The organism is Chitinophaga chungangae, from assembly GCF_017742215.1.
GTDB lineage: Bacteria > Bacteroidota > Bacteroidia > Chitinophagales > Chitinophagaceae > Chitinophaga > Chitinophaga chungangae.
In genome coordinates this window covers 1,272,958-1,292,685 of record NZ_JAGHKP010000002.1, presented here as the reverse complement: position 1 = coordinate 1,292,685, position 19,728 = coordinate 1,272,958, and the positions used below count along the sequence as shown (strand labels likewise).

General features: G+C 52.4%; 13 protein-coding genes. 3 read left to right on the top strand and 10 right to left on the bottom strand.

The window, feature by feature from the left end:
* Positions 1 to 401 precede the first annotated feature (401 nt).
* Positions 402 to 1,694, bottom strand: a complete 1,293-nt coding sequence (locus tag J7I43_RS13570) for a nucleotide sugar dehydrogenase (RefSeq protein WP_209146220.1) — start codon at positions 1,692 to 1,694, stop codon at positions 402 to 404.
* A 535-nt stretch (positions 1,695 to 2,229) separates the two neighbouring features.
* On the opposite strand from J7I43_RS13570, the gene J7I43_RS13565 reads away from it, so the two are divergent.
* From J7I43_RS13565 to J7I43_RS13555, 3 genes are all read left to right on the top strand, one after another.
* Positions 2,230 to 2,730 carry an RNA polymerase sigma factor gene (locus tag J7I43_RS13565; RefSeq protein ID WP_120517189.1) on the top strand — a complete coding sequence of 167 codons (501 nt, stop codon included), beginning with the start codon at positions 2,230 to 2,232 and terminating at the stop codon, positions 2,728 to 2,730.
* A gap of 230 nt (positions 2,731 to 2,960) precedes the next feature.
* Complete coding sequence (gene idi / locus J7I43_RS13560) at positions 2,961 to 3,500, top strand: isopentenyl-diphosphate Delta-isomerase (RefSeq protein WP_209146219.1); 540 nt, start codon at positions 2,961 to 2,963, stop codon at positions 3,498 to 3,500.
* 32 nt (positions 3,501 to 3,532) lie between these two features.
* Positions 3,533 to 4,693 carry a lycopene cyclase family protein gene (locus J7I43_RS13555; protein ID WP_209146218.1) on the top strand — a complete coding sequence of 387 codons (1,161 nt, stop codon included), beginning with the start codon at positions 3,533 to 3,535 and terminating at the stop codon, positions 4,691 to 4,693.
* 159 nt (positions 4,694 to 4,852) lie between these two features.
* Here the strand turns inward: J7I43_RS13555 and J7I43_RS13550 are convergent, their stop codons facing one another.
* The 9 genes from J7I43_RS13550 to J7I43_RS13510 form a co-directional block, all read right to left on the bottom strand.
* Positions 4,853 to 6,262, bottom strand: a complete 1,410-nt coding sequence (locus J7I43_RS13550; protein WP_209146217.1) for an RtcB family protein — start codon at positions 6,260 to 6,262, stop codon at positions 4,853 to 4,855.
* Positions 6,263 to 6,267: 5 nt separating this feature from the next.
* Entirely contained in the window at positions 6,268 to 7,338 is a 1,071-nt protein-coding gene (locus J7I43_RS13545; protein ID WP_209146216.1) for an AAA family ATPase, read from the bottom strand.
* Positions 7,339 to 7,348: 10 nt separating this feature from the next.
* Positions 7,349 to 7,648, bottom strand: a complete 300-nt coding sequence (locus J7I43_RS13540; RefSeq protein WP_209146215.1) for a hypothetical protein — start codon at positions 7,646 to 7,648, stop codon at positions 7,349 to 7,351.
* 171 nt (positions 7,649 to 7,819) lie between these two features.
* A complete protein-coding gene (locus J7I43_RS13535; protein ID WP_209146214.1) occupies positions 7,820 to 8,386 on the bottom strand; it encodes a DinB family protein in 567 nt (188 codons plus the stop codon).
* Between the two features lie 533 nt (positions 8,387 to 8,919).
* A complete protein-coding gene (locus J7I43_RS13530; protein WP_209146213.1) occupies positions 8,920 to 11,142 on the bottom strand; it encodes a hypothetical protein in 2,223 nt (740 codons plus the stop codon).
* 7 nt (positions 11,143 to 11,149) lie between these two features.
* Positions 11,150 to 12,988, bottom strand: a complete 1,839-nt coding sequence (locus J7I43_RS13525) for a transglutaminase-like domain-containing protein (RefSeq protein WP_209146212.1) — start codon at positions 12,986 to 12,988, stop codon at positions 11,150 to 11,152.
* Between the two features lie 185 nt (positions 12,989 to 13,173).
* Positions 13,174 to 14,256: a PA0069 family radical SAM protein gene (locus J7I43_RS13520; protein ID WP_209146211.1), complete on the bottom strand. Its 1,083-nt coding sequence runs from the start codon at positions 14,254 to 14,256 to the stop codon at positions 13,174 to 13,176.
* A gap of 52 nt (positions 14,257 to 14,308) precedes the next feature.
* A complete protein-coding gene (locus J7I43_RS13515; protein WP_209146210.1) occupies positions 14,309 to 16,087 on the bottom strand; it encodes a MutS-related protein in 1,779 nt (592 codons plus the stop codon).
* Between the two features lie 41 nt (positions 16,088 to 16,128).
* Positions 16,129 to 19,473 carry a methylmalonyl-CoA mutase family protein gene (locus J7I43_RS13510; RefSeq protein WP_209146209.1) on the bottom strand — a complete coding sequence of 1,115 codons (3,345 nt, stop codon included), beginning with the start codon at positions 19,471 to 19,473 and terminating at the stop codon, positions 16,129 to 16,131.
* Between the last annotated feature and the right edge of the window lie 255 nt (positions 19,474 to 19,728).

Genomic DNA, 19,728 nt, shown 5'->3' with positions numbered 1-19,728 from the left:
AGGTTCAGCGATTTAATCCTGCTTTTTAGTTTGACCGCCTCTGCCGGAGGAATTCCTTTTTGCTGGGCATAGCTATCTATCTGATCAAGCGAAACCTTATTCTGTTTCATCTCTCTCACAATCTGACGGATCTGTTCATCGGACAGGTTCTCTATTTTTATTTGCTGCATCTGCGCGGGAGAAGGCACTTGTGCATATGTACATAGCCCAACCAGCAAAAAAAATTGAACAAATAATAATTTCTTCATGTATGTTCAGATAAAAAGCTGTTCCCGAATTATTTTGAAATGTTGGTCCTCTTCCGCAAACTTCCTGCCACGTTCAGGGAGCGCAGGATAGGATCGTCAAATTTATTTAAAAATACAGCTAAAAGTTAATCTATTGAGAATCAGTCTAAAGTCTTAGAGTCTGCTGTCCACAAGACTTCTGTCGAGGAACGATTTCGTGTCGAATATCACCCCGTTTTTCCCATTGGTGATTTTAGAAAAATCGATCGCGAGGAATTCGTTATGCGAAACGGCCAATATCACCGCATCGTAACCGGTGCCTGGTTGATCGCATAAGGTGATCCCGTATTCTTCATGTACGATCTCTTTGGAAGCATGGGGATCATATACGTCCACCGTCACGCCGAACTGGGACAGTTCCCCGTAAATGTCCACCACCCTGGAATTGCGTACGTCCGGGCAGTTTTCCTTGAAGGTAACGCCCAGTATCAGCACCCTTGCACCGTCGATCTTATGCCCTTTTTTGATCATGAGCTTCACTACTTTATTGGCTACGAACATACCCATATTGTCGTTCACGCGCCGCCCGGAAAGGATCACCTGGGGATGATAACCTAACGATTCCGCTTTATGCGCGAGGTAATAAGGGTCCACACCGATGCAGTGGCCGCCAACCAGCCCGGGTTTATATTTCAGGAAGTTCCATTTGGTGCCGGCGGCTTCGATCACGTCCGTAGTGTCGATGCCGATGCGGTCGAATATCAGTGCGAGCTCGTTCACAAAGCTGATGTTCACGTCGCGCTGCGCATTCTCGATCGCTTTGGAAGCCTCGGCCACCTTAATGCTGGGCGCCTTATGGGTGCCAGCCGTAATAATGCTGCGGTAAAGCGCATCCACCTTTTCCGCTATTTCCGGCGTAGAGCCGGAGGTCACTTTTTTGATCTTTGTGAGGGTATTGATCTTGTCGCCGGGATTGATCCTCTCCGGGGAATAACCGCAGAAGAAATCCGAATTGAACCGCAAGCCCGAGAACTTTTCAAGTACGGGCACGCAATCTTCTTCCGTGCAGCCGGGGTAAACGGTAGACTCATAAATCACGATATCTCCTTTTTTCAGGTGCCTGCCCAGCATCTCCGACGCTTTCAGCAAAGGTCTCAGGTCCGGAGCCTTGAACTGGTCGATCGGCGTGGGTACAGTTACTATGAAAATATTGTAACCGGCAAGGTCCTTTTCATCTGAAGAGACTTTCAACCCGCTGCCTCCGTTCGTTTTGCCCGAAAGGAGCATGGCTTTCAGGCTTTCGATATCCGCTTCGTTGGTGTGGTCATCGCCAACCGAAAGCTCTTTTACGCGGGAGGCATTTATATCAAAACCCAGTACAGGGTATTTCCGGGAAAATTCAATGGCAAGGGGTAATCCTACGTATCCTAAACCTATCACGGCAATTTTTTGATCGTTGGCTGTCATTTTTAAACGGTGTTAGCAATGTTTTTAGATAATATTTTCGGAGTTAGTGAAAAAACAATTTGTTCCCCCGGAATCCGGCATAAAAATCTTTATGTAAAGCAACGCCGTTCAGGATGTTCGCCTGGCAGACCAGGAACATCCCGTTGGGGCTTTACAGAAAGCCCGGCAAATTTATTAAAAATAACATATAAATGTTAGCTGGCTGAAAATCAGCGCCCAAATTCGTGATTAATTTTTTTTCAAAATTACAAAACCATTGGGTAGCCTGGCTCGTATATATAAAAGACGTGGACTATTCATGTTATATAGAAGTAACCATACATTTGTTTAATATTTTATGCATAAATAGTTAAACATATTTAACCCCGTTAACCATCGTCTATACATGTGAATAATACTCCCTTAGATTTTGCTAAATGCTGATTATTAAATGATTAATCCGATAGCATCCTGGCCCGCAACGAAAAAAAATCGTGGAAATTGTTTGGAGTATCGCCTTATTTTGTTTAAATTAGAAGAACAAAAATTAAACAATATGTCATCCGCTGAATTTAACACCCTATTGCTCAGCAATGCTGACTTCCTAAAGCCCTTCGCCATTACTCTCACGAAGGACGCCGAATCCGCCAAGGACCTCTACCAGGAAACCATGTTCAGAGCCCTTTCCAACCAGGAAAAATATCTTGCGGGAACGAACATACGCGCCTGGCTCTACACTATCATGAGGAATATCTTTATTAACAATTACCGGCGGAAATCAAAACAACACCTCTGTTTTGACAATTCCACCAACGATTTCCTCCTCAACACCCAGCAGGTCATTATCGGTAACCAGGCAGAAAGCGGCCTCCGGATCAAAGACATCCAGACCTCCGTTCACAACCTGCCCGTTATCTTTAAAAAACCATTCATTTTGTACCTCGACGGATTCAAGTATTTCGAGATTGCAGACATCCTGGAAGAACCCTTAGGAACCATCAAAAGCCGTATCCATTTCGCCCGTAAAATGTTGAAAGCCCAGGTAGCCCGCTACTAAAACTAAAACCCGATTCTTTTTTCTCCGTCCTCACGGAAAAGCGCTCCATCAAAAACAGACATCCCTTAACATACCGCATCCCCGGCAAAACTGTTACCCCCGGCGGAAATGGTACCCGTATGCAAAATTTTTCACGGACACATCCCGTGATACAGGCCATCATTTTTTTCGCTCGCGCCGGAAAATCAACCGAACTTGTTTAAATTTATAACCAGACCATCCGGCGCAAAATGTTACTACCACCCGTTATACTCGTCAACGAACAGGACGAGCCCCTAGGTACCATGGAAAAACTGGAAGCACACCAGAAAGGCCTGCTCCACCGCGCGTTTTCCGTGTTCGTCGTCAATTCCGGCGGCGATATGCTGCTGCAGCAGCGCGCCCTGGACAAATACCACTGCGGCGGCCTCTGGACCAACACCTGCTGCAGCCATCAGCTTCCGGGCGAAGATACCCTCGCCGCCTCGCACCGCCGCCTCATGGAAGAAATGGGATTCGACTGCCCGCTGGAAGAAATTTTTAGTTTTACCTATCACGCCCGGTTCGACAACGGGCTGACCGAACACGAATACGATCATGTGCTTGTAGGAACCTACGACGGCGCCATATCGCCGGATGCATCCGAGGTTCAGGCGTACCGCTTTCTGCCGCTCGACCGCATCAGGGCGCTGCTGCGGGAAGAACCGGGCTCCTTCACCCCCTGGTTCCACCTCGCCTTTCCAAAAATTGCAGACTATCTCGAACAACATAAAGAAACACAGGCAGGCTAAAAGGAGAATGATGTTCAACCAACCTTTCGTTCGTGAAACATTACCACTATATCATCGCGGGAGCAGGCTGTGCGGGCCTGAGCCTGGCCGTGCATTTTGCAGACTGCGCACGCCTGCGCGGTAAAAGGGTATTGGTAATTGACAAAGACGCCAAAGAAGAGAACGACCGCACCTGGTGTTTCTGGGAAACCGCCCCCGGTCTTTTTGAAAAGATCGTTCACCGCCGCTGGGAGAAGGTCTGGTTCCACGACGAAAATGGCGAATCCTCCCTGCTCGACATCCGGCCGTATACCTACAAAATGGTGCGCTCCGCAGATTTCTACCATCACGCGCGCGGCATTATCCGCCGCCATCCCAACTTCACCATCCGGCAATTGCATATCGAAAAGATGTGGTCCGAGAAAGACCACGCTTTTGTCCAGGCCGGCGGCGAAACCATCGCAGCGGATTATATCTTCAGCAGCATTCCCATTGCACCCATTGAAAAACAAAAAGGAAAACATTACCTCGTGCAACATTTCCGCAGCTGGGCCGTACAGTCCGGCAACCCTATCTTCGACCCGGAAGCCGCCACCCTGATGGATTTCAGGCCACTGCAGCAACACGGCGTATCGTTCATTTACACGCTTCCCGTTTCCGCCAGCGAAGCGATCGTGGAATACACCGTTTTTTCCGTAGGCCCGCTGCCGCAGTCTGACTACGACCTCGCGCTGCAGGAGCACATGGAGGCCAGTTTTCCCGGCGCGATATTTACCGTGGCGGAAGAGACGGCCGGCATCATTCCCATGACCAATCACCGGTTCGCCCCGCACGAAGGCCGCATTGTTTTTATCGGTACCGCGGGCGGGCAAACGAAACCTTCAACGGGTTATACCTTCCGCTTCATCCAGCAGCATTCACGCCGGCTTACCGATCAGCTGGCCGCAAACGGCCATCCCTACCTCGGCAGCCGCGCCGGATGGAAACGTTTTCATTTTTATGACAGCGTACTGCTGCGCATGCTCAGTGAACGAAGCGCCATTGGCGCGGCGGTGTTCTCCAGGATGTTCACCCGCAACCCGGCTCCCCGCGTGTTCAGGTTTTTCGACAACATGAGCAGTTTACGGGAAGAAGTGCTGCTCACGATGAGCCTGCGTAAGCTGCGGTTCTTCCGCGCCGCATGGAAGGAGTTGTGGTTGAGGATCATGGGGTGACAAAAAAAGCCGGCAATTGCATGCCGGCTGTTATCAGACTAAATTTCTCTACCTGAAACTGCAGATGTTTTGGGGGTGCCGAGCTAAAGCCCTGCATCCGTGGGAACCTTCGTCATTGTCTGTCTGAAGGTCCCTGGTGGTTCAAATAGATTTCTCATGTTAATCCTCCCCCGGGCCGCCATCGGCCATCCGCACGATCCTGGGGTGGAATGAACCGATCACGTCTACCAGCGCGGTCTGCGCCGCCATCACATCCGCGATGTTCTTGTAAGCGCCCGGAGCTTCGTCAAGACCGCCGCCGATCAGGTGCACATTGTGCTCGGCCAGTATCTTCGTCAGTTCGTGACGCGTAAACGTCTGCGTTGCTTTGCTCCGGCTCATCTGCCGCCCGGCGCCGTGAGAAGCCGAGTTCAGCGATGCCGGTTCGCCACGCCCCCGTACAATAAAGCCTGGTGCGGTCATCGAGCCGGGGATCACTCCCAGCATGCCCTTGCCCGCCGGCGTAGCGCCTTTCCGGTGCACGATCAACTCTTCGCCGCCGTAGGTTTCTTTCCACGCGAAATTGTGGTGGTTCTCCACCCTCGCCAGCAAAGCGCCGCCCACGGCTTTGATCAGCCTTTTGTGGATCTGCCGGTGACAGGCGGACGCGTAATCCCCCGCAAGGTTCATCGCCATCCAGTATTCCTGTCCTTCTTCCGTATCCAGCCCCAGCCAGGCCAGGTGCTGCACTTCACGCGGCAGCTGGCAGATCTCCCGCGCCACTTTCGTGTAATGCCCCGCGATCTGCGCGCCCAGTCCACGCGAACCGGAGTGCGACAGCAAGCCCAGGTAAGTGCCCGGCGCAAGCCCCAGTTCGTTGGCGGCGTCGCCGATCTCAACAAGGCCCCATTCCACGAAGTGGTTCCCAGACCCGGAAGTGCCCAACTGACCCGCGGCTTTGCCATGCAGGTGTTTCAGCAGCCCGATCTCGTTGAAGGCCGGATGTTCCAGCACTTCGTCGTCGATACGCGGCCGCCATTCCGCGCCGGCACCGAACACGGTCCCGGCTTTCAGCTCCCTTTTGAATACTGAGGCTTTTTTCTCCAGCTGTTCGTGCGGGATATCCAGCACGCTCAGGCACATCCGGCAACCGATGTCTACGCCCACGGCGTAAGGGATCACGGCGTTTTTCACCGCCAGCACCCCGCCGATCGGCAGACCGTAGCCCTGGTGCGCGTCGGGCATCAGTGCCCCCGCGGCGGTCACCGGCAGCCGCATCGCGTAATCCATCTGCCTGATGGCGCCTTCGTCGATGAAGGACTTCCCGTACACTTCGTACGGCAGCGCCTGGGGATTGATCGCAATTTCCGTGGGCGCTTCCACGATCAGCTTCACCGAGATCTTCGACAGCTGTTCGTCGCCCGTAAAGGAAGCCGGCGCTTCCAGCACCTGTTGCAGCAATGTAAGCGCGGCTTCCTGCGTATAATGTTTGTAATGTTGTTCCATTACGGCCATGGCAACGCTGATCACCGGCCCCTCAGGGTAACCGATGTTCCGCAGGTCTTTGCCCCGTAATTTTAATTTTGCCATTCGTTTTAAGATTGCAGTGCAGCCCGGAAACCGATCTGCACTTTTTTAACTTCAAAATTCCGTTCGTGCTGATTCGCGATTTCAGCGATGCTCATCGGCCGGTCGATCAGCGTGTCGAAGCCCAGGTGCGCGCTCAGGCGCTGCGCTTTGGGAATGGACAGTTCCCTGAACTCGTACTGCGCGATCAGCCTCCCTTTGCGGAGCAACGCGCTGTCTATGCGGGAGAGGGCGCCGTTAAAGGTACAAACTACCTGTACATTCAAACAGTCTGCCAACAATCCGTCGGACAGGTTCAGCAAATTGGAAACGGAGGAATTTTCCGTTTGCGCCCTGTCTGCCAGCACGTTTTCCGCGTCTTCTATCACCAGCACGCTGTTGGGGTAACTGATCAACAATTCAATGAATGAAGGGCCGGTTATCTCCTGCGCCAGGGCGGGCGACACAAAAAGCACGCGCTTTTTCAGCCTGCCGGTAAGGTGGCGCAGGTAGGTGGTCTTGCCCGTACCGGGCTTCCCGTGCAGCAACACCAGGCCTTTATCTTTGCTCGTGTTGAGGCGTTTGAGGATAACCCTGTCGATATCCTCAAAATCGGGCTCGTAATACAGGCCAAGGTCGAGTTTCGTCCGTTTGATCTCCATGCTGCGAAGACGGAGCGTGCCGCCGCTCTGCACCACGAGGTTGATCTCGTGCGCCTTCCGTTTTTGTTTTTGCCGGAAAGGTTTTACGTTGGCCGTCAATTCTTCGGCCAGCGCCAGGTCGTTTTCCCCGTGCAGGATGTCCACGTAGTCCGGCGCGAAAAAGAGCATCACGGGCGCGTTTTTCAGCAGCACGATGATGCGTTCTGTCTCGTACCCTTTGCCGGAACGTTTGTAATTCCTGTACGTGTAGATGTCTTCGATCCATTCGGCGCGGTTCTTTTTGAACCATTCGAAAGCTTTACTGAAGTCCAGCGGGAAAATGGAGCTGATGCTCGGCATTTTTCCGTGCGTTTGCAGGTAAAGGGCCTTGGGGTCTATGTAATAATCGTCGCACAGGTTAGCGTGCAACGCTATCTGGTGTAAATCTTTGTTTTCCATCGTTGGAATTTTAGTCGTTGCTCTTCACATTGATCCGGTCGGGAATTCCCTGGTAGAAAGCGGCCTCCGGCCCCGCGGCCACGTCGGCGCGCAGCACAAAGGTCCGCTTCCAGCCGCGCATGACAGGCGGATGCAGGGGTACTTCACCCAAATTATGTTGGAGCGTGGAAATCGTTGTTAATTCCCGTTCAAGTTTCAACATTTGTTTCTCCCGGTGCTCCCGCAGCGCGCGTTTTTTTCGCCGCGGGCACCGTATGCGCAAGGATGGCCAAAAGTCCTTTCCCTGCGCCATTGTCGTATAATCCATCATACCTGATGTAGTAATGAGCTGATAATACCGCGAGGCGGTTTTGTCTTTGCAGCTGGTATGTGGATGTCAAACTCTTTTTCATTGTCGGCATTGTTTAAAATAATGAGATAAAAAAAGCTCTCCCGCAATGGGAGAGCCGGGTTGACTCTTTACCTCTTGCGTAATAAAAATTTATATCAGCACGGCGCTGTCTTCATACTGTTCCTTCAATTCCCTCATCTGCGCCTGGTGGCGTTCGATATGTCTTGTAAGGAAAAAGATATATTGATAGATATCCAGTTTTCCCAGGTTATTGACGGTCATTTCTGTTTTCACCAGCCTGCCTTCCCCGTTTTTGAGCAGGCTCAGGTTATACATGCACTGCGCGAACTGTTGCTTCAGTAATGTTCTCACTTCGTGAAGGTCCCTTTCGCCGGTAGGTTCCAGGTGCGCGGGATTTACCCATCCGAAGGATTTGCTGCTCACGATCTCGATCTGCCGGAATTTTTCCTCATAATCATGCGGAGGCATGATGATAAGTCCGTCCAGCTTGCGTTCCAGCGCCCTGCGGGTGCTTTTGTTGATGGTAAGCAACAGGAAATAATTGGTAAGGCTGATATGCTCCAGTACTTCACGTATGCTCCACTGTTCCCGCGAAGGTTTAAAATGAAGCAACACATTATCTTCTTTGAACCATTGGTCCAGTTCCCGGAAATTGTTGATCAGGGCCTCTCTTACGAATTGTACTACGTTTCTCATCGCTGCTGTTTTTGGGGCAATCACTTTTACATAAAAGCCATTACCAGGTTATATTATAGATGTTCGGTTTGTTTATTTTCCATATTTTATTAAAAAAGCCCGGCCTGCTTTTGCGTAGCGGACCGGGCTATATTCCTGATTTAAAACGTTTTTTTCGTTTACATCAAAACATACCTTCTCCGCCGGGACCGTACCTTATAGCACACCCCTGACGCTTTTGCCATGCATCGCTCAACAGACACCGTGATTATCAATTCTATCTTCATCAACACCATAAAAAAAAGGGCCCCGCTTCGTCTGCGGGACCCTTCTGTTATATCTTTTGGATAACTTTTGTCTTGTTACTACCAGTTATAACCTGCCCGCATGAGCTCAACCGCCTGCTTGTGCATGCGTTTTGAGACCTTCATCTTATATGTACAATTGCGAGACATTGTTACTACTGTTTGTTTACGCAACAAAGATAATTTTTATTTTTTTTCTTACACAATTTTTTATCGTTAAAAAATTGTTTCCGGCAAAACTTTTTTTGATCACGCCTTTTTGAGCAGGATCTTCTGCTGCTGGAATGCCTCAGCCGCATCTACCATTTCCAGCAACTGTGGCCACTTTGCGGCCGGCGCGAAGGAGTTTTTATAAATCTTTTTCACATTTACCGTCAGCTTGCCCTCCGCCTGCTTCGTGGTCACCACAAAGCTGCCGCATTCGTTGTCTACGTTCCTGGCCAGCTTGTCTGCCCCTTCCAGCGTGTACCCTTCAGGTATCTGGAATTCAATGTTATATTCGAAAGAACGGGCGAATGACATATAAATATCCGCCTTCCGCTCACGCTGCGAGGGTTTGATGCTCATCTGCGGGCCTATCAGCCTGCCCGCGTCGATAATATAATTGCTGCCGGCCTTTTTGATATAGCCGTTCATGGTAAAGTTGGTGTTGTAGGCAATCTCCGGCACGTTGTGCCGCAGGCCCATCTTCAGCACCTTGTAGCCGTCCAGGCTTTCGGGGGAGATGTCGAATTGCTCCTTCACCTCGTCCAGGAAAGATTCCTTCACGTCTTTCCGGGCTTTGTCGAAGGCGTTGCGGTATTCGTCCGCCAGGGAACGGTTCCTTTTGCTGTCCGCAAACTCTTCCATAAAGGATTGTTTGATGCCCAGCGCCTGGCGTTCGGCGTCGTAATAATCTTCGTACAGGAGCAGCTTTTGCTGGAGGGGCCTTTTGAAATGCCCGCTGGCGCTGGAAGTGCGGTCGATCTTCAGCTGCTGGAGGTCGTCTTTGGCAAAACTGATCTTCATGTTCTCTACCTGCCGGTTTTTCGAGGCATCGCTGTAGGGAATTTCCACGTTTCCTTTGATGCCGTCTTCTTTCGGCCCGCCGTTCACCAGCGGGGCCTTCTGACCTTCAAATTCGGCGGGAATGTAGTCCGTATTGGAAAAGATGCCTTCGGCGCTCATGTAAACGGGTTTTTTACCGACGGTTTTGAGCATCACCCTGAAGTCGTCCGCCTCAAACACCTCGTTCTGCGCCGGGCCGTAACGGGGGGTGGCCAACACAAAATCCGCGTCGATATCGTTTTTCACGAGCATGTAGTTCACATAACGGAGGAAGTTGATCTCGCTGAGACCGGCCCAGTTGCGCCGCTGGTCCACCACGATGGCGTCCTGGGGGTTTACGCGGTAAAGGCCCATATAACGGATCAGGTAATATATATAATGCGTCAGCTCTTCGTCGGTAACGTTCTTGTTTTCCTTTTTGAAACGTTTCACATTGTCCCACACCTCGCCGAGGAAAGGCAAAGTGCTGCTGGACGTGGCATTGCGCATGCCTACGATCCCGGCTACGGCTTCATCCCTGGTTTTCAGCGCATTGGGATTGCTGTAAATGGTGCCTTCTTTGCGGCGGCCCAGCTTTTCGCGGCGCACGCCCACGCGCAGGTGAACACGCAGCATGGGGATCTGCCGGAAGGGGTTCATCCAGAGGCTGACGGGTTGCGGCGGAACGTTTTTCACGAGCATGTCCAGCTGCAGCATATGGTCTGCGATCTTTTGTTTGAAGTTAGGCGCGCCGTTCATGCTGCGGTATTCCAGCGCAAACACTTCTTCCCAGGCGGATACGTGCACGGAATATTCCAGCACCGGCTCTTCTTCCCCCAGCACGAAGATCTCTTCGGTGTAAGCGGTATTGTGGTTGATGAATTTTTCTTCCCTTACAAAATATTCGATCAGGTCGCCTATCTGCAGGTCCGGAATGGCCAGCTTGCGGGTTTTGTGCGAGCGGCGGTTCACTTCGGTCACCACGGCTTCGTCTGAATATATTTCGCGGGTGCCGCCGTCTTTTTTGAAGATGCGGGCGCCCATGTAGATCACTTTGGTCATTTTATCGAACGGCTCCAGCGGGTACCAGCTGCTGAGGGTTTCGTACTGTTTGAAAGTGAACTCGGAATATTCTTCCAGCGCGGCCTTGTCGTTGATCGCCACCAGCGCCCGGAACGAGCGGTGCAGCTCGCGGTCTTTGTCCGGCGTGGTGAGCTCAGTATGTTTGGCCAGCACCACGGCGGATTCTTTGGCGTATTCGGCGGGCACGGTGCGGTTTTTAAACCCGGCCTGTTTCCAGCCCCAGATCTCTTCTTTCACTTCGGCGAGGCGTTTTTTGTATTTCACTTCGGCCTTTGCATCCCAGGGTTCCATTTTTCTTTCCTGCGCCATCATGCCTGTAATCAGCAGCAGCAGGCAGATCAGTATGGCGATGTAGGTTTTCATGCGTGCGTTATTTTTTGGTAAGGGTTATTTGTTCGAGGTAAGTCTGACGGAGTTTTTTGATGTCGTTGTTCCAGGTGGGAAAATCTTTTTTCTCCAGGTGCGTGTCTTTAATGGTGATCTCTTTGCGGTACACGATCTTGTCGGCCTGCTGTTCGTACGCCGCTTTGAAGGCGTATTTCGGCTGGTCGATATTGACGGCCGGGGGAAGCGATTTTACTTTATAGCCCGCGGGAATGGTGAGCGCCGTTTCCTGCACCAGCTGGCGTTTGAAGCTGAGCCATAGGTCGTGCTCGCGCAACGTGGTGTCTATGCCGGCGTCTTCCATTTCTTTTCGGAAGTCCAGCTCCACGTAGAGCTCGTCGCCGAAATTGTTCACCGCGTCTTTATGCTGGAGATCGTAATGAATGGTCATGTCTTTGCTCCAGTCGTGCAGGTCGGAAGTTTTTACGGAAGAGATGGCGTAGGAGCGGTTTTCTTTGGAAAGGAACTGTTCCAGCGCCTCTTCGAGCTTATCTTTTTTGATCTGGTGTGCCTGTGTGAGGATGTATTCGGTGCATTCGCCGGTATATTGGTGATCGACTTTGCCGGTGAGGTTGTTGCCGTCTATTTCCAGCGTTCTTTTTTCGACCTGGCGGTTTTGTTCGAAGGTGCGGAGAGGCACTTTGGAAAGGGTGAACTGGTCGCCGTTTTCGATGAGCACCTGGCGGCCCTGTATGCGTTCGGCGTATTGATCGAAGCCGATGTAGGTTTCGGTGGCGTCGAGGAAATATTGTTTGCCTTTGAGGTTCACGGCGCAGATCATATGATTGTCTACGGAGAGCGTAGGCGTAGAATAATCGTACGCGATGTGCCTTGTGCCGATCCAGCAGAGGCGGGCGTCTAAGCCGAGGGCGGCAAGCATTTCCTTGGTGAGATTGGCCATGCCTTTGCAGTCGCCGTATTTTTTCTCAAGCACGTCCTGCGCTTTGGCGGGCCGGAAACCGGCGATGCCGTCTTCGAAGGCGATATAGCGGATATTTTCCTGTACCCAGGTGTATACCGCTTTTATTTTGTCGATGTCTTCTTTTTTGTCTTTCGTGATGTTCAGCGCGGTGGCCTTAACGGTGGCCGGATCGTTGCCGATCTCTTTCACAAGGCTGCGATACCAGGCGTAGAGGTCGTTGACGTTGCTGAAGTAGGTGATCTTGCCGGAAGGTGTTTCCGCTGCGTGCGTCATTACGAGCAGGTGCGGATAAAGATAGCTGGGGCCGGGCGCATGGGGCTCCGATTTGGAAGCTTTGATGCCTTTGGCGGAATAGGTGTAAATATCCGCGTTGGTCTTTTCGTCGTAGGTTTTGGATGTTTTTACGCCTGCCTTCGCAAAGTTCATCTCCCTGATCTCGATCTTCATCCACCGGGGCACTACGAGCGTCACTTCTTTTTGTTCCTGGAAAAATTCTTCCTGGAAAAATATGGAGGTGAAATAACGCGGGTCGAGCACGGTTTTCTGCATTTCCACCCGGCTTTCGGTGCCTTTCTTTTCGAGGGGAAGCATAAAGCCGCAAACACGCGCGTCCGAATAAAAAAGCCCTTCTACGGAATAGTAGTCGTGTTCTACTTTCACTTTCATCCTGTCGCCGTTCACATAGGCTTTCACTTCATCTACGCGGCTGTAGTCGTCATAAAACTCCACTACGGGAACGGAACCGCGATATTCGTCGCAACGGTAAAAAGTCGTGAACGACTGTTTCACCCATACCGGGTTCTTTTCATCGCCTTTTACAAATTCATACCGCTCTTTTCTTTCGCGGATAACGATATTTTTATTTTCTTCGAACGCCGAAACAACACGCTTATTCTCAGCCACTTCAGGCCAATAATTCCCACCGGCAGCCAAAGCCGGCAAAGACAATCCGCAAAGTATGAGATTGATACACAGTCGATTACGAGTGCAAAGCATAGGTAAATAGGTATAAGGAACATAAAGATACAAATAAAGATCATATGTTATTCCCTCATGCCCACCTAAAATTTTATGCCTTCTCCGAAAACCTAAAACAATCTCAACTGGCTGTTCGGCCGCTGAAATAATTCCGTATTAAACTCAAACCGCTCCTGGTTCATCCCTAACCGCTTGACCTGCAATTTGAACTGCTGCCGGATCAGGTCCGCGATATTTCCCTCGCCCCGCATCCTTCTTCCAAAATCACTGTCATTCACCTTGCCGCCATGCATGCTTTCGATCAGATGCCACACTTTATCCGCCCTGTCAGGAAAATTTTTATACAACCAGTCGTTAAAAATGATCTTCACCGCATCGTTCAGCCTCACCACCGTATACCCCGCGAACCGAGCCCCGTTCTCCGAAGCCTGCTCCAGCAAACGCGGTATCTCGTGGTCGTTCAGCCCCGGTATGATCGGCGCCGTCATCACCCCCACCGGGATGCCCAGCTCGGATAATTCACGCACCACCTTCAAACGCTGCACAGCCGTGGCCGTACGCGGCTCCATCTTCTGCCGCAGCTCTTCCTGCAGCGAAGTGATCGATACATACACGCACACCAGGTTATGCTCCGCCATTTTCTGCAGGATGTATTTGTCCCGCAATACCAACGAATTCTTCGTGATAATGCCCACCGGCTGCCGGTATTCCCAGGCCACTTCCAGCAACTGCCGCGTCAGCCACATCTTTCTTTCCAGCGGCTGGTAACAGTCCGTATTCCCCGAAAGCGAGATCGGCTTGGGCACCCAGTTCTTATTATTGAGGAATTTTTTGAGCAGCTCCGGCGCATTCGTTTTGGCAACGATCTTCCTTTCAAAATCGAGCCCCGCGCTGAAACCCCAGTACTGGTGACTGTTGCGCGCATAACAATAGATACAGCCATGCTCGCAGCCCTGGTAAGGGTTCATCGAATACCACATGCCCACGTCGGGACTATCCACCTTGTTCACCAGGGTTTTGGAATGCTCCTCGAAGATCTGCGTAGGCACGTCCGCCTGCCACCATTCGTCGATCCCTTCGGGATGTTCCTTGGCGTATTCGGCCGCCAGGTATTTGTTCTTCGGGTTCACCTGCGCGCCGCGACCTTTATAGTAAGGGTTTCCAGATGCGTTGTCGCTAAAAGGGAGCGTCATTTGCACTAATTATTTTAGTAAAAATACTAAATATATTAGTACTGGCAAATTTTTAAATGATTCCCATCTGTTTCATCAAAAAGGTCGCGTTTTTATTGCGCGCCACGCCGGGCCGCATTTTATAATCAAAGTGAAGGCGCCCGCCGTCGAGACTACTCTCGAAACAATAATTCCTGATCTGCCGCGGATGTTCCTGCTCCAACCCGCCCAATTCCAGGTCGTGCGTGGCGATCATGCCCATGCAGTTATATTGCAGGAAATGCCGGATCAGCTCCCGCGAGCCCGTCAGCTTGTCTTCCGAATTGGTGCCTTTTAATATCTCGTCCAGGATGATGAACACGCGCTGCCCGCTTTTCAATACCTGTATGATATGCTGCAGCCGCAGCAATTCCGCCTGGAAATAAGACGTATGCCGCGCGATCGAGTCTTTAATGCGCATCGAAGTCATGATCCGCAGCGGGTGACAGGTAAACTCCGCCGCGCATACCGGCGCGCCCGCCATCGCCAGCAGCCAGTTGACGCCCACGCTGCGCAGGAACGTGCTTTTGCCGGACATGTTGGAGCCGGTGATGATATGAAACTGTTCTCCCTCACCGATGTTCCAGTCGTTCACCACGCATTCCCCTTCAGGGATCAGCGGATGCCCCACCGCTTTGCCCGAAACGCCCGGCTGGTCGCTGATCTCAGGATAAGTGTAATTCGGGTGATTAAATGCAAAAGTAGCAAGACTGCCCACTGTTTCCACCCGCGCGATCACTTCGATCCATTCCTCCACATCCAGCCGGTGCTCGGCTTTCCACCGCTCCAGCCTGAATATGCAGTGGATATCGTACAACATCACCGAATTAAGCACAAACCCTACCAGCAGATTCAAGCGCTGGTCCAGCAGGTTACTGATAGACGCGAGTTTGTGCAGCGACCTATCCGCCTCCGCGGCCGTTTGCTGCCGCGCTTCCAGCCAGGGCACGCCTTTCCAGTCCGCCGCCTTGATCATCCGCAGCAACGCCGCGAATTTCTTCAGCAACCCTTCTTTATTCGAAAGCAGCATGTGCTGCGCGTTTACCTTTTTCACATTTCCCAACAGTATCATCCAGTTCACGAACATGCCCAGCAGCATCGGCACATAATTGCCGCTGAAGCCGTAATACACAATGCCTGCCACCACCAGCACCGGCATCACGTAAGCCGCCATGCGCAAGGTTTTCCGGCTCAGGAACTGCAACGGCGCTTCTTTCCACAAACGGATCTCCTGTACATCGTTCTCTCCTTCTTTCGCCAGCTGTGCATGCGCGGTAAACAGCTGCCTGAATTCCAATTCCCCGCTCAGCCGGCGCACCGCTTCCTGCACGGCTTTGATGTCCGCAACGTTTTGCTGCGGCCGCTGCAGCCAGTCTGCAAGGAACTGCCTGCCGGTAAGCGTGCCCGTGCGGTTGAGATACTGGTAAAGCGAAGAGGGGCCGAATACGTCGAGGTCGCCGGAAAAATCGTGCTGATCGTCGATGAACATTTCGCCGTTCTCAAAATCGGCCACCTGTTCCGTCACCACGCGAAGCTCTTTCCTGTTCAGCGTCAGCAGCGCCTGCAACAAAGCCTGATGGTCTTTGCCGTGCTGATACCGCACCAGGCTCCACACAAATCCGGCCAGTAGCAAAGCCGCTCCCAGCAACCATTCCACCCCGAAGTTGTGCCGGAAATACTGAACGCCGAAAAAAAGGATACCCACGAAACACAGGAGCCTCGCCAGGCTGAGCTGTTTCAACCGGCTTTCGGTCTGGCCCAGCTGTAGGGTAAATTCATCGATTCTTTGCTGATAAGTGGTTGCCGTTTGCATATCGGAAAGATACGCGAAATGGAAAAATGCCGCGTGAAATTCTACATATTCCTCCGGTACTGCCCGCCCACTTCATACAGCGCGTGCGTGATCTGCCCGAGGCTGCAATATTTCACGGTTTCCATCAGCTCTTCAAACAGGTTGCCGTTCCGCACGGCTACGTCCTGCAAGGCTTTCAGCTTCGCCGCGCGCTGGTCTTCATGCCTTTCCCGGAATGCCTGCAGCGTGTCGATCTGGAACTCTTTTTCCTCTTTGGTGGAACGGATCACTTCAGCGGGGATCACGGTGGGGGAGCCGTTTTTATTGAGGAAAGTATTGACGCCGATGATGGGGAACTCGCCTGAATGTTTCAGCGATTCGTAATACAGGCTTTCTTCCTGGATCTTGTTGCGCTGGTACATCCTTTCCATCGCGCCCAGCACGCCGCCGCGCTCGGTAATGCGGTTGAACTCCATCAGCACGGCCTCTTCCACCAGGTCCGTCAGTTCGTCGATGAAAAAACTTCCCTGCGTGGGATTTTCATTTTTCGCCGTGCCCAATTCGCGGTTGATGATCAGCTGGATCGCCATGGCCCGGCGCACGCTTTCTTCCGTGGGCGTGGTGATGGCTTCGTCGTATGCGTTGGTGTGAAGGGAATTGCAGTTGTCGTAGATCGCATACAGCGCCTGCAGCGTGGTTCGGATGTCGTTGAAGTCGATCTCCTGCGCGTGCAGGCTGCGGCCAGATGTCTGGATGTGGTATTTTAATTTCTGCGAGCGGTCGTTGCCTTTGTATTTGTTTTTGATGGCCTTCGCCCAGATGATCCTCGCCACACGGCCGATCACGGCGTATTCCGGGTCCATCCCGTTGCTGAAGAAAAACGAAAGGTTCGGCGCAAAATCGTCGATGTGCATGCCGCGGCTGAGGTAATATTCCACGTAAGTGAAACCGTTGGCCAGCGTAAACGCCAGCTGGGTGATGGGGTTCGCGCCCGCTTCGGCGATGTGATAGCCTGAAATGCTGACGGAATAAAAGTTCCGTACTTTTTGGGTGATGAAATATTCCTGCACGTCGCCCATCAGTTTCAGTGCAAATTCGGTAGAGAAGATGCAGGTATTCTGTGCCTGGTCTTCTTTCAGAATGTCTGCCTGCACGGTGCCGCGTACGGTGCTCAGCGCATGCGCCTTTATTTTTTCATACACTTCCGGCTCCAGCACATCGCTGCCGGAAATGCCCAGCAGCCGCAAGCCCAGGCCGTTGTTGCCATGCGGCAGATCGCCGTTGTAATGCGGCAGCGGGTGGTCTTTGAATTTCTTTTGGATGATCGCATTCACTTTTTCTCCCAGCCCGTTCTGCGCGATGTATTTCTCGCATTCCTGGTCGATGGCGGCATTCATAAAAAACGCCAGCAAAATCGGCGCGGGCCCGTTGATGGTCATCGATACGGACGTTTTCGGGTCGCAGAGATCAAAACCGCTGTAAAGTTTTTTCGCATCGTCTACCGTGGCGATGCTCACGCCGGAGTTGCCGATCTTTCCGTAAATATCGGGGCGGTAAGCGGGGTCTTCGCCGTAAAGCGTCACGCTGTCGAAGGCGGTGGACAAACGTTTGGCCGGCTGGTCAACGGACACATAATGAAACCTTTTGTTCGTTCTTTCCGGCCCGCCTTCGCCGGCGAACATGCGCGTGGGGTCCTCACCTTCGCGTTTCAGCGGGAACACGCCCGCCGCGTAAGGAAATTCGCCCGGCAGGTTTTCCATCAGCTGCCAGCGCAGGATGTCGCCCCAGTCTTTGTACTTCGGCAACGATACTTTCGGTATGCGGGTGTGGGAAAGGCTTTCGGCGTACAGCGGCAGTTTGATCGTTTTGTCCCTTACCTGGAACGCGTAATGATCGGCTTTGTATTTCTCCGTCAAAGCGGGCCAGCCGGTGATCAGCGCTTTGTTTTCGGGGCTGAGCTGCGTTTGCAGGCGCTGACTGATGTTTTTCAGTTCGTCTGCATGTTTCAGCCCCGGCGCCTGCAGCGCGCCTTCCACCTGGTACCATTGCGTGGCGATGGCGCATTGTTCGTTTACCCATGCCCGATAGTCGCCGATGGTGGCGGATATTTCCGATAAATAACGGACGCGCGCCGGGGGAATGATGAGCGATTTGGTGGAAGTGGCCATCACCGGCTTGTCTGGCCTGTCTTCCCCGAAATGCACTTCCGTTTTTTCGGCGATGCGGTGCATGAGGCGTTCAAACAGCTGGTTCACACCGGGATCGTTGAACTGCGAGGCGATGGTGCCCACAACGGGCAGGTCGTCGTCTTTCGCGTCCCAAAGGCTGTTGTTGCGTTTATATTGTTTGCGCACGTCGTGCAGGGCGTCGAGCGCGCCGGCCTTGTCGAATTTGTTGATGGCGATAAGATCGGCGTAGTCGAGCATGTTGATCTTCTCCAGCTGCGAAGCCGCGCCGTATTCGGGCGTCATCACGTACAGGGCCACATCGCAGTAATCCACGATGGCGGTGTCGCTCTGGCCGATGCCTGAAGTTTCGAGGATGATGAAATCGAACTTCGCGGCCTTGCAGATATCGATGGCTTCCTGGATGTGCAGGCTGATGGCCTTGTCGCTTTCGCGGGTGGCCAGCGAGCGCATGTACGCCCTCGGGTGATGGATGCTGTTCATGCGGATGCGGTCGCCCAGCAGCGCGCCGCCCGTTTTTTTCTTGGAAGGGTCTACGGAGATCACCGCGATGGTACGGTTGTCGTATTCCCGCAGGAACCTGCGCACCAGCTCGTCGGTAACGCTGCTTTTACCCGCGCCGCCGGTGCCGGTAATGCCCAGCACGGGACTTTTGCGGGAAGCCAGTATTTTCAGGTCTTCGAGCTGACCGTTCATGGCGAAGTTCTCGGCGTACGTGATGGCCTTTGCGATCTCAGGCGCATCGTCCTGCGTCAGTTTCGCGGCGTTCAGTTTCCATTCGCCTTGTTTTACCGTTTCAAAATCACACTGCCTGATCACGTCTTCGATCATGCCTCCCAGGCCGAATTTCCGGCCGTCGTCCGGCGAATAGATGCGGGTGATGCCGTAAGCGTGCAGCTCCTCGATCTCGGAAGGCAGGATGGTGCCGCCCCCGCCGCCGAAGATGCGGATATGACCGCAGCCCCGCTCTTTCAGCAGGTCGTACATGTATTTGAAAAACTCGATGTGGCCGCCCTGGTAGGAGGTGACGGCAATGCCCTGCGCGTCTTCCTGCACGGCGCAGTCTACGATCTCCGCCGCGGAGCGGTTATGGCCAAGATGGATCACTTCGGCGCCGGTGCTCTGCATAATGCGGCGCATGATGTTGATGGCTGCATCGTGACCGTCGAACAGGGCGGCCGCCGTTACAATGCGTACTTTGTTTTGTGGTGTATAAGACATGTTCTTCAGCTGCTTAATGCCATATGATCGATATGGCGGACAAGCATGCAAGATACGAAAATAGCGCTGCTGGCGGCTGATGGAAGGATATTTGAAGCGGTGCAAGCATTCTGCTGATTCCTTGGAAATTCTTTAACTGCAACCCGTTGTTGATTAAAATTTGAAAAGAAAAAAATGGGAACGACCCAAAGGACCGTTCCCATTATAATTCGGACAAAACAGATTGTCCTGGTTCATAACGTGGAATTTGATAAA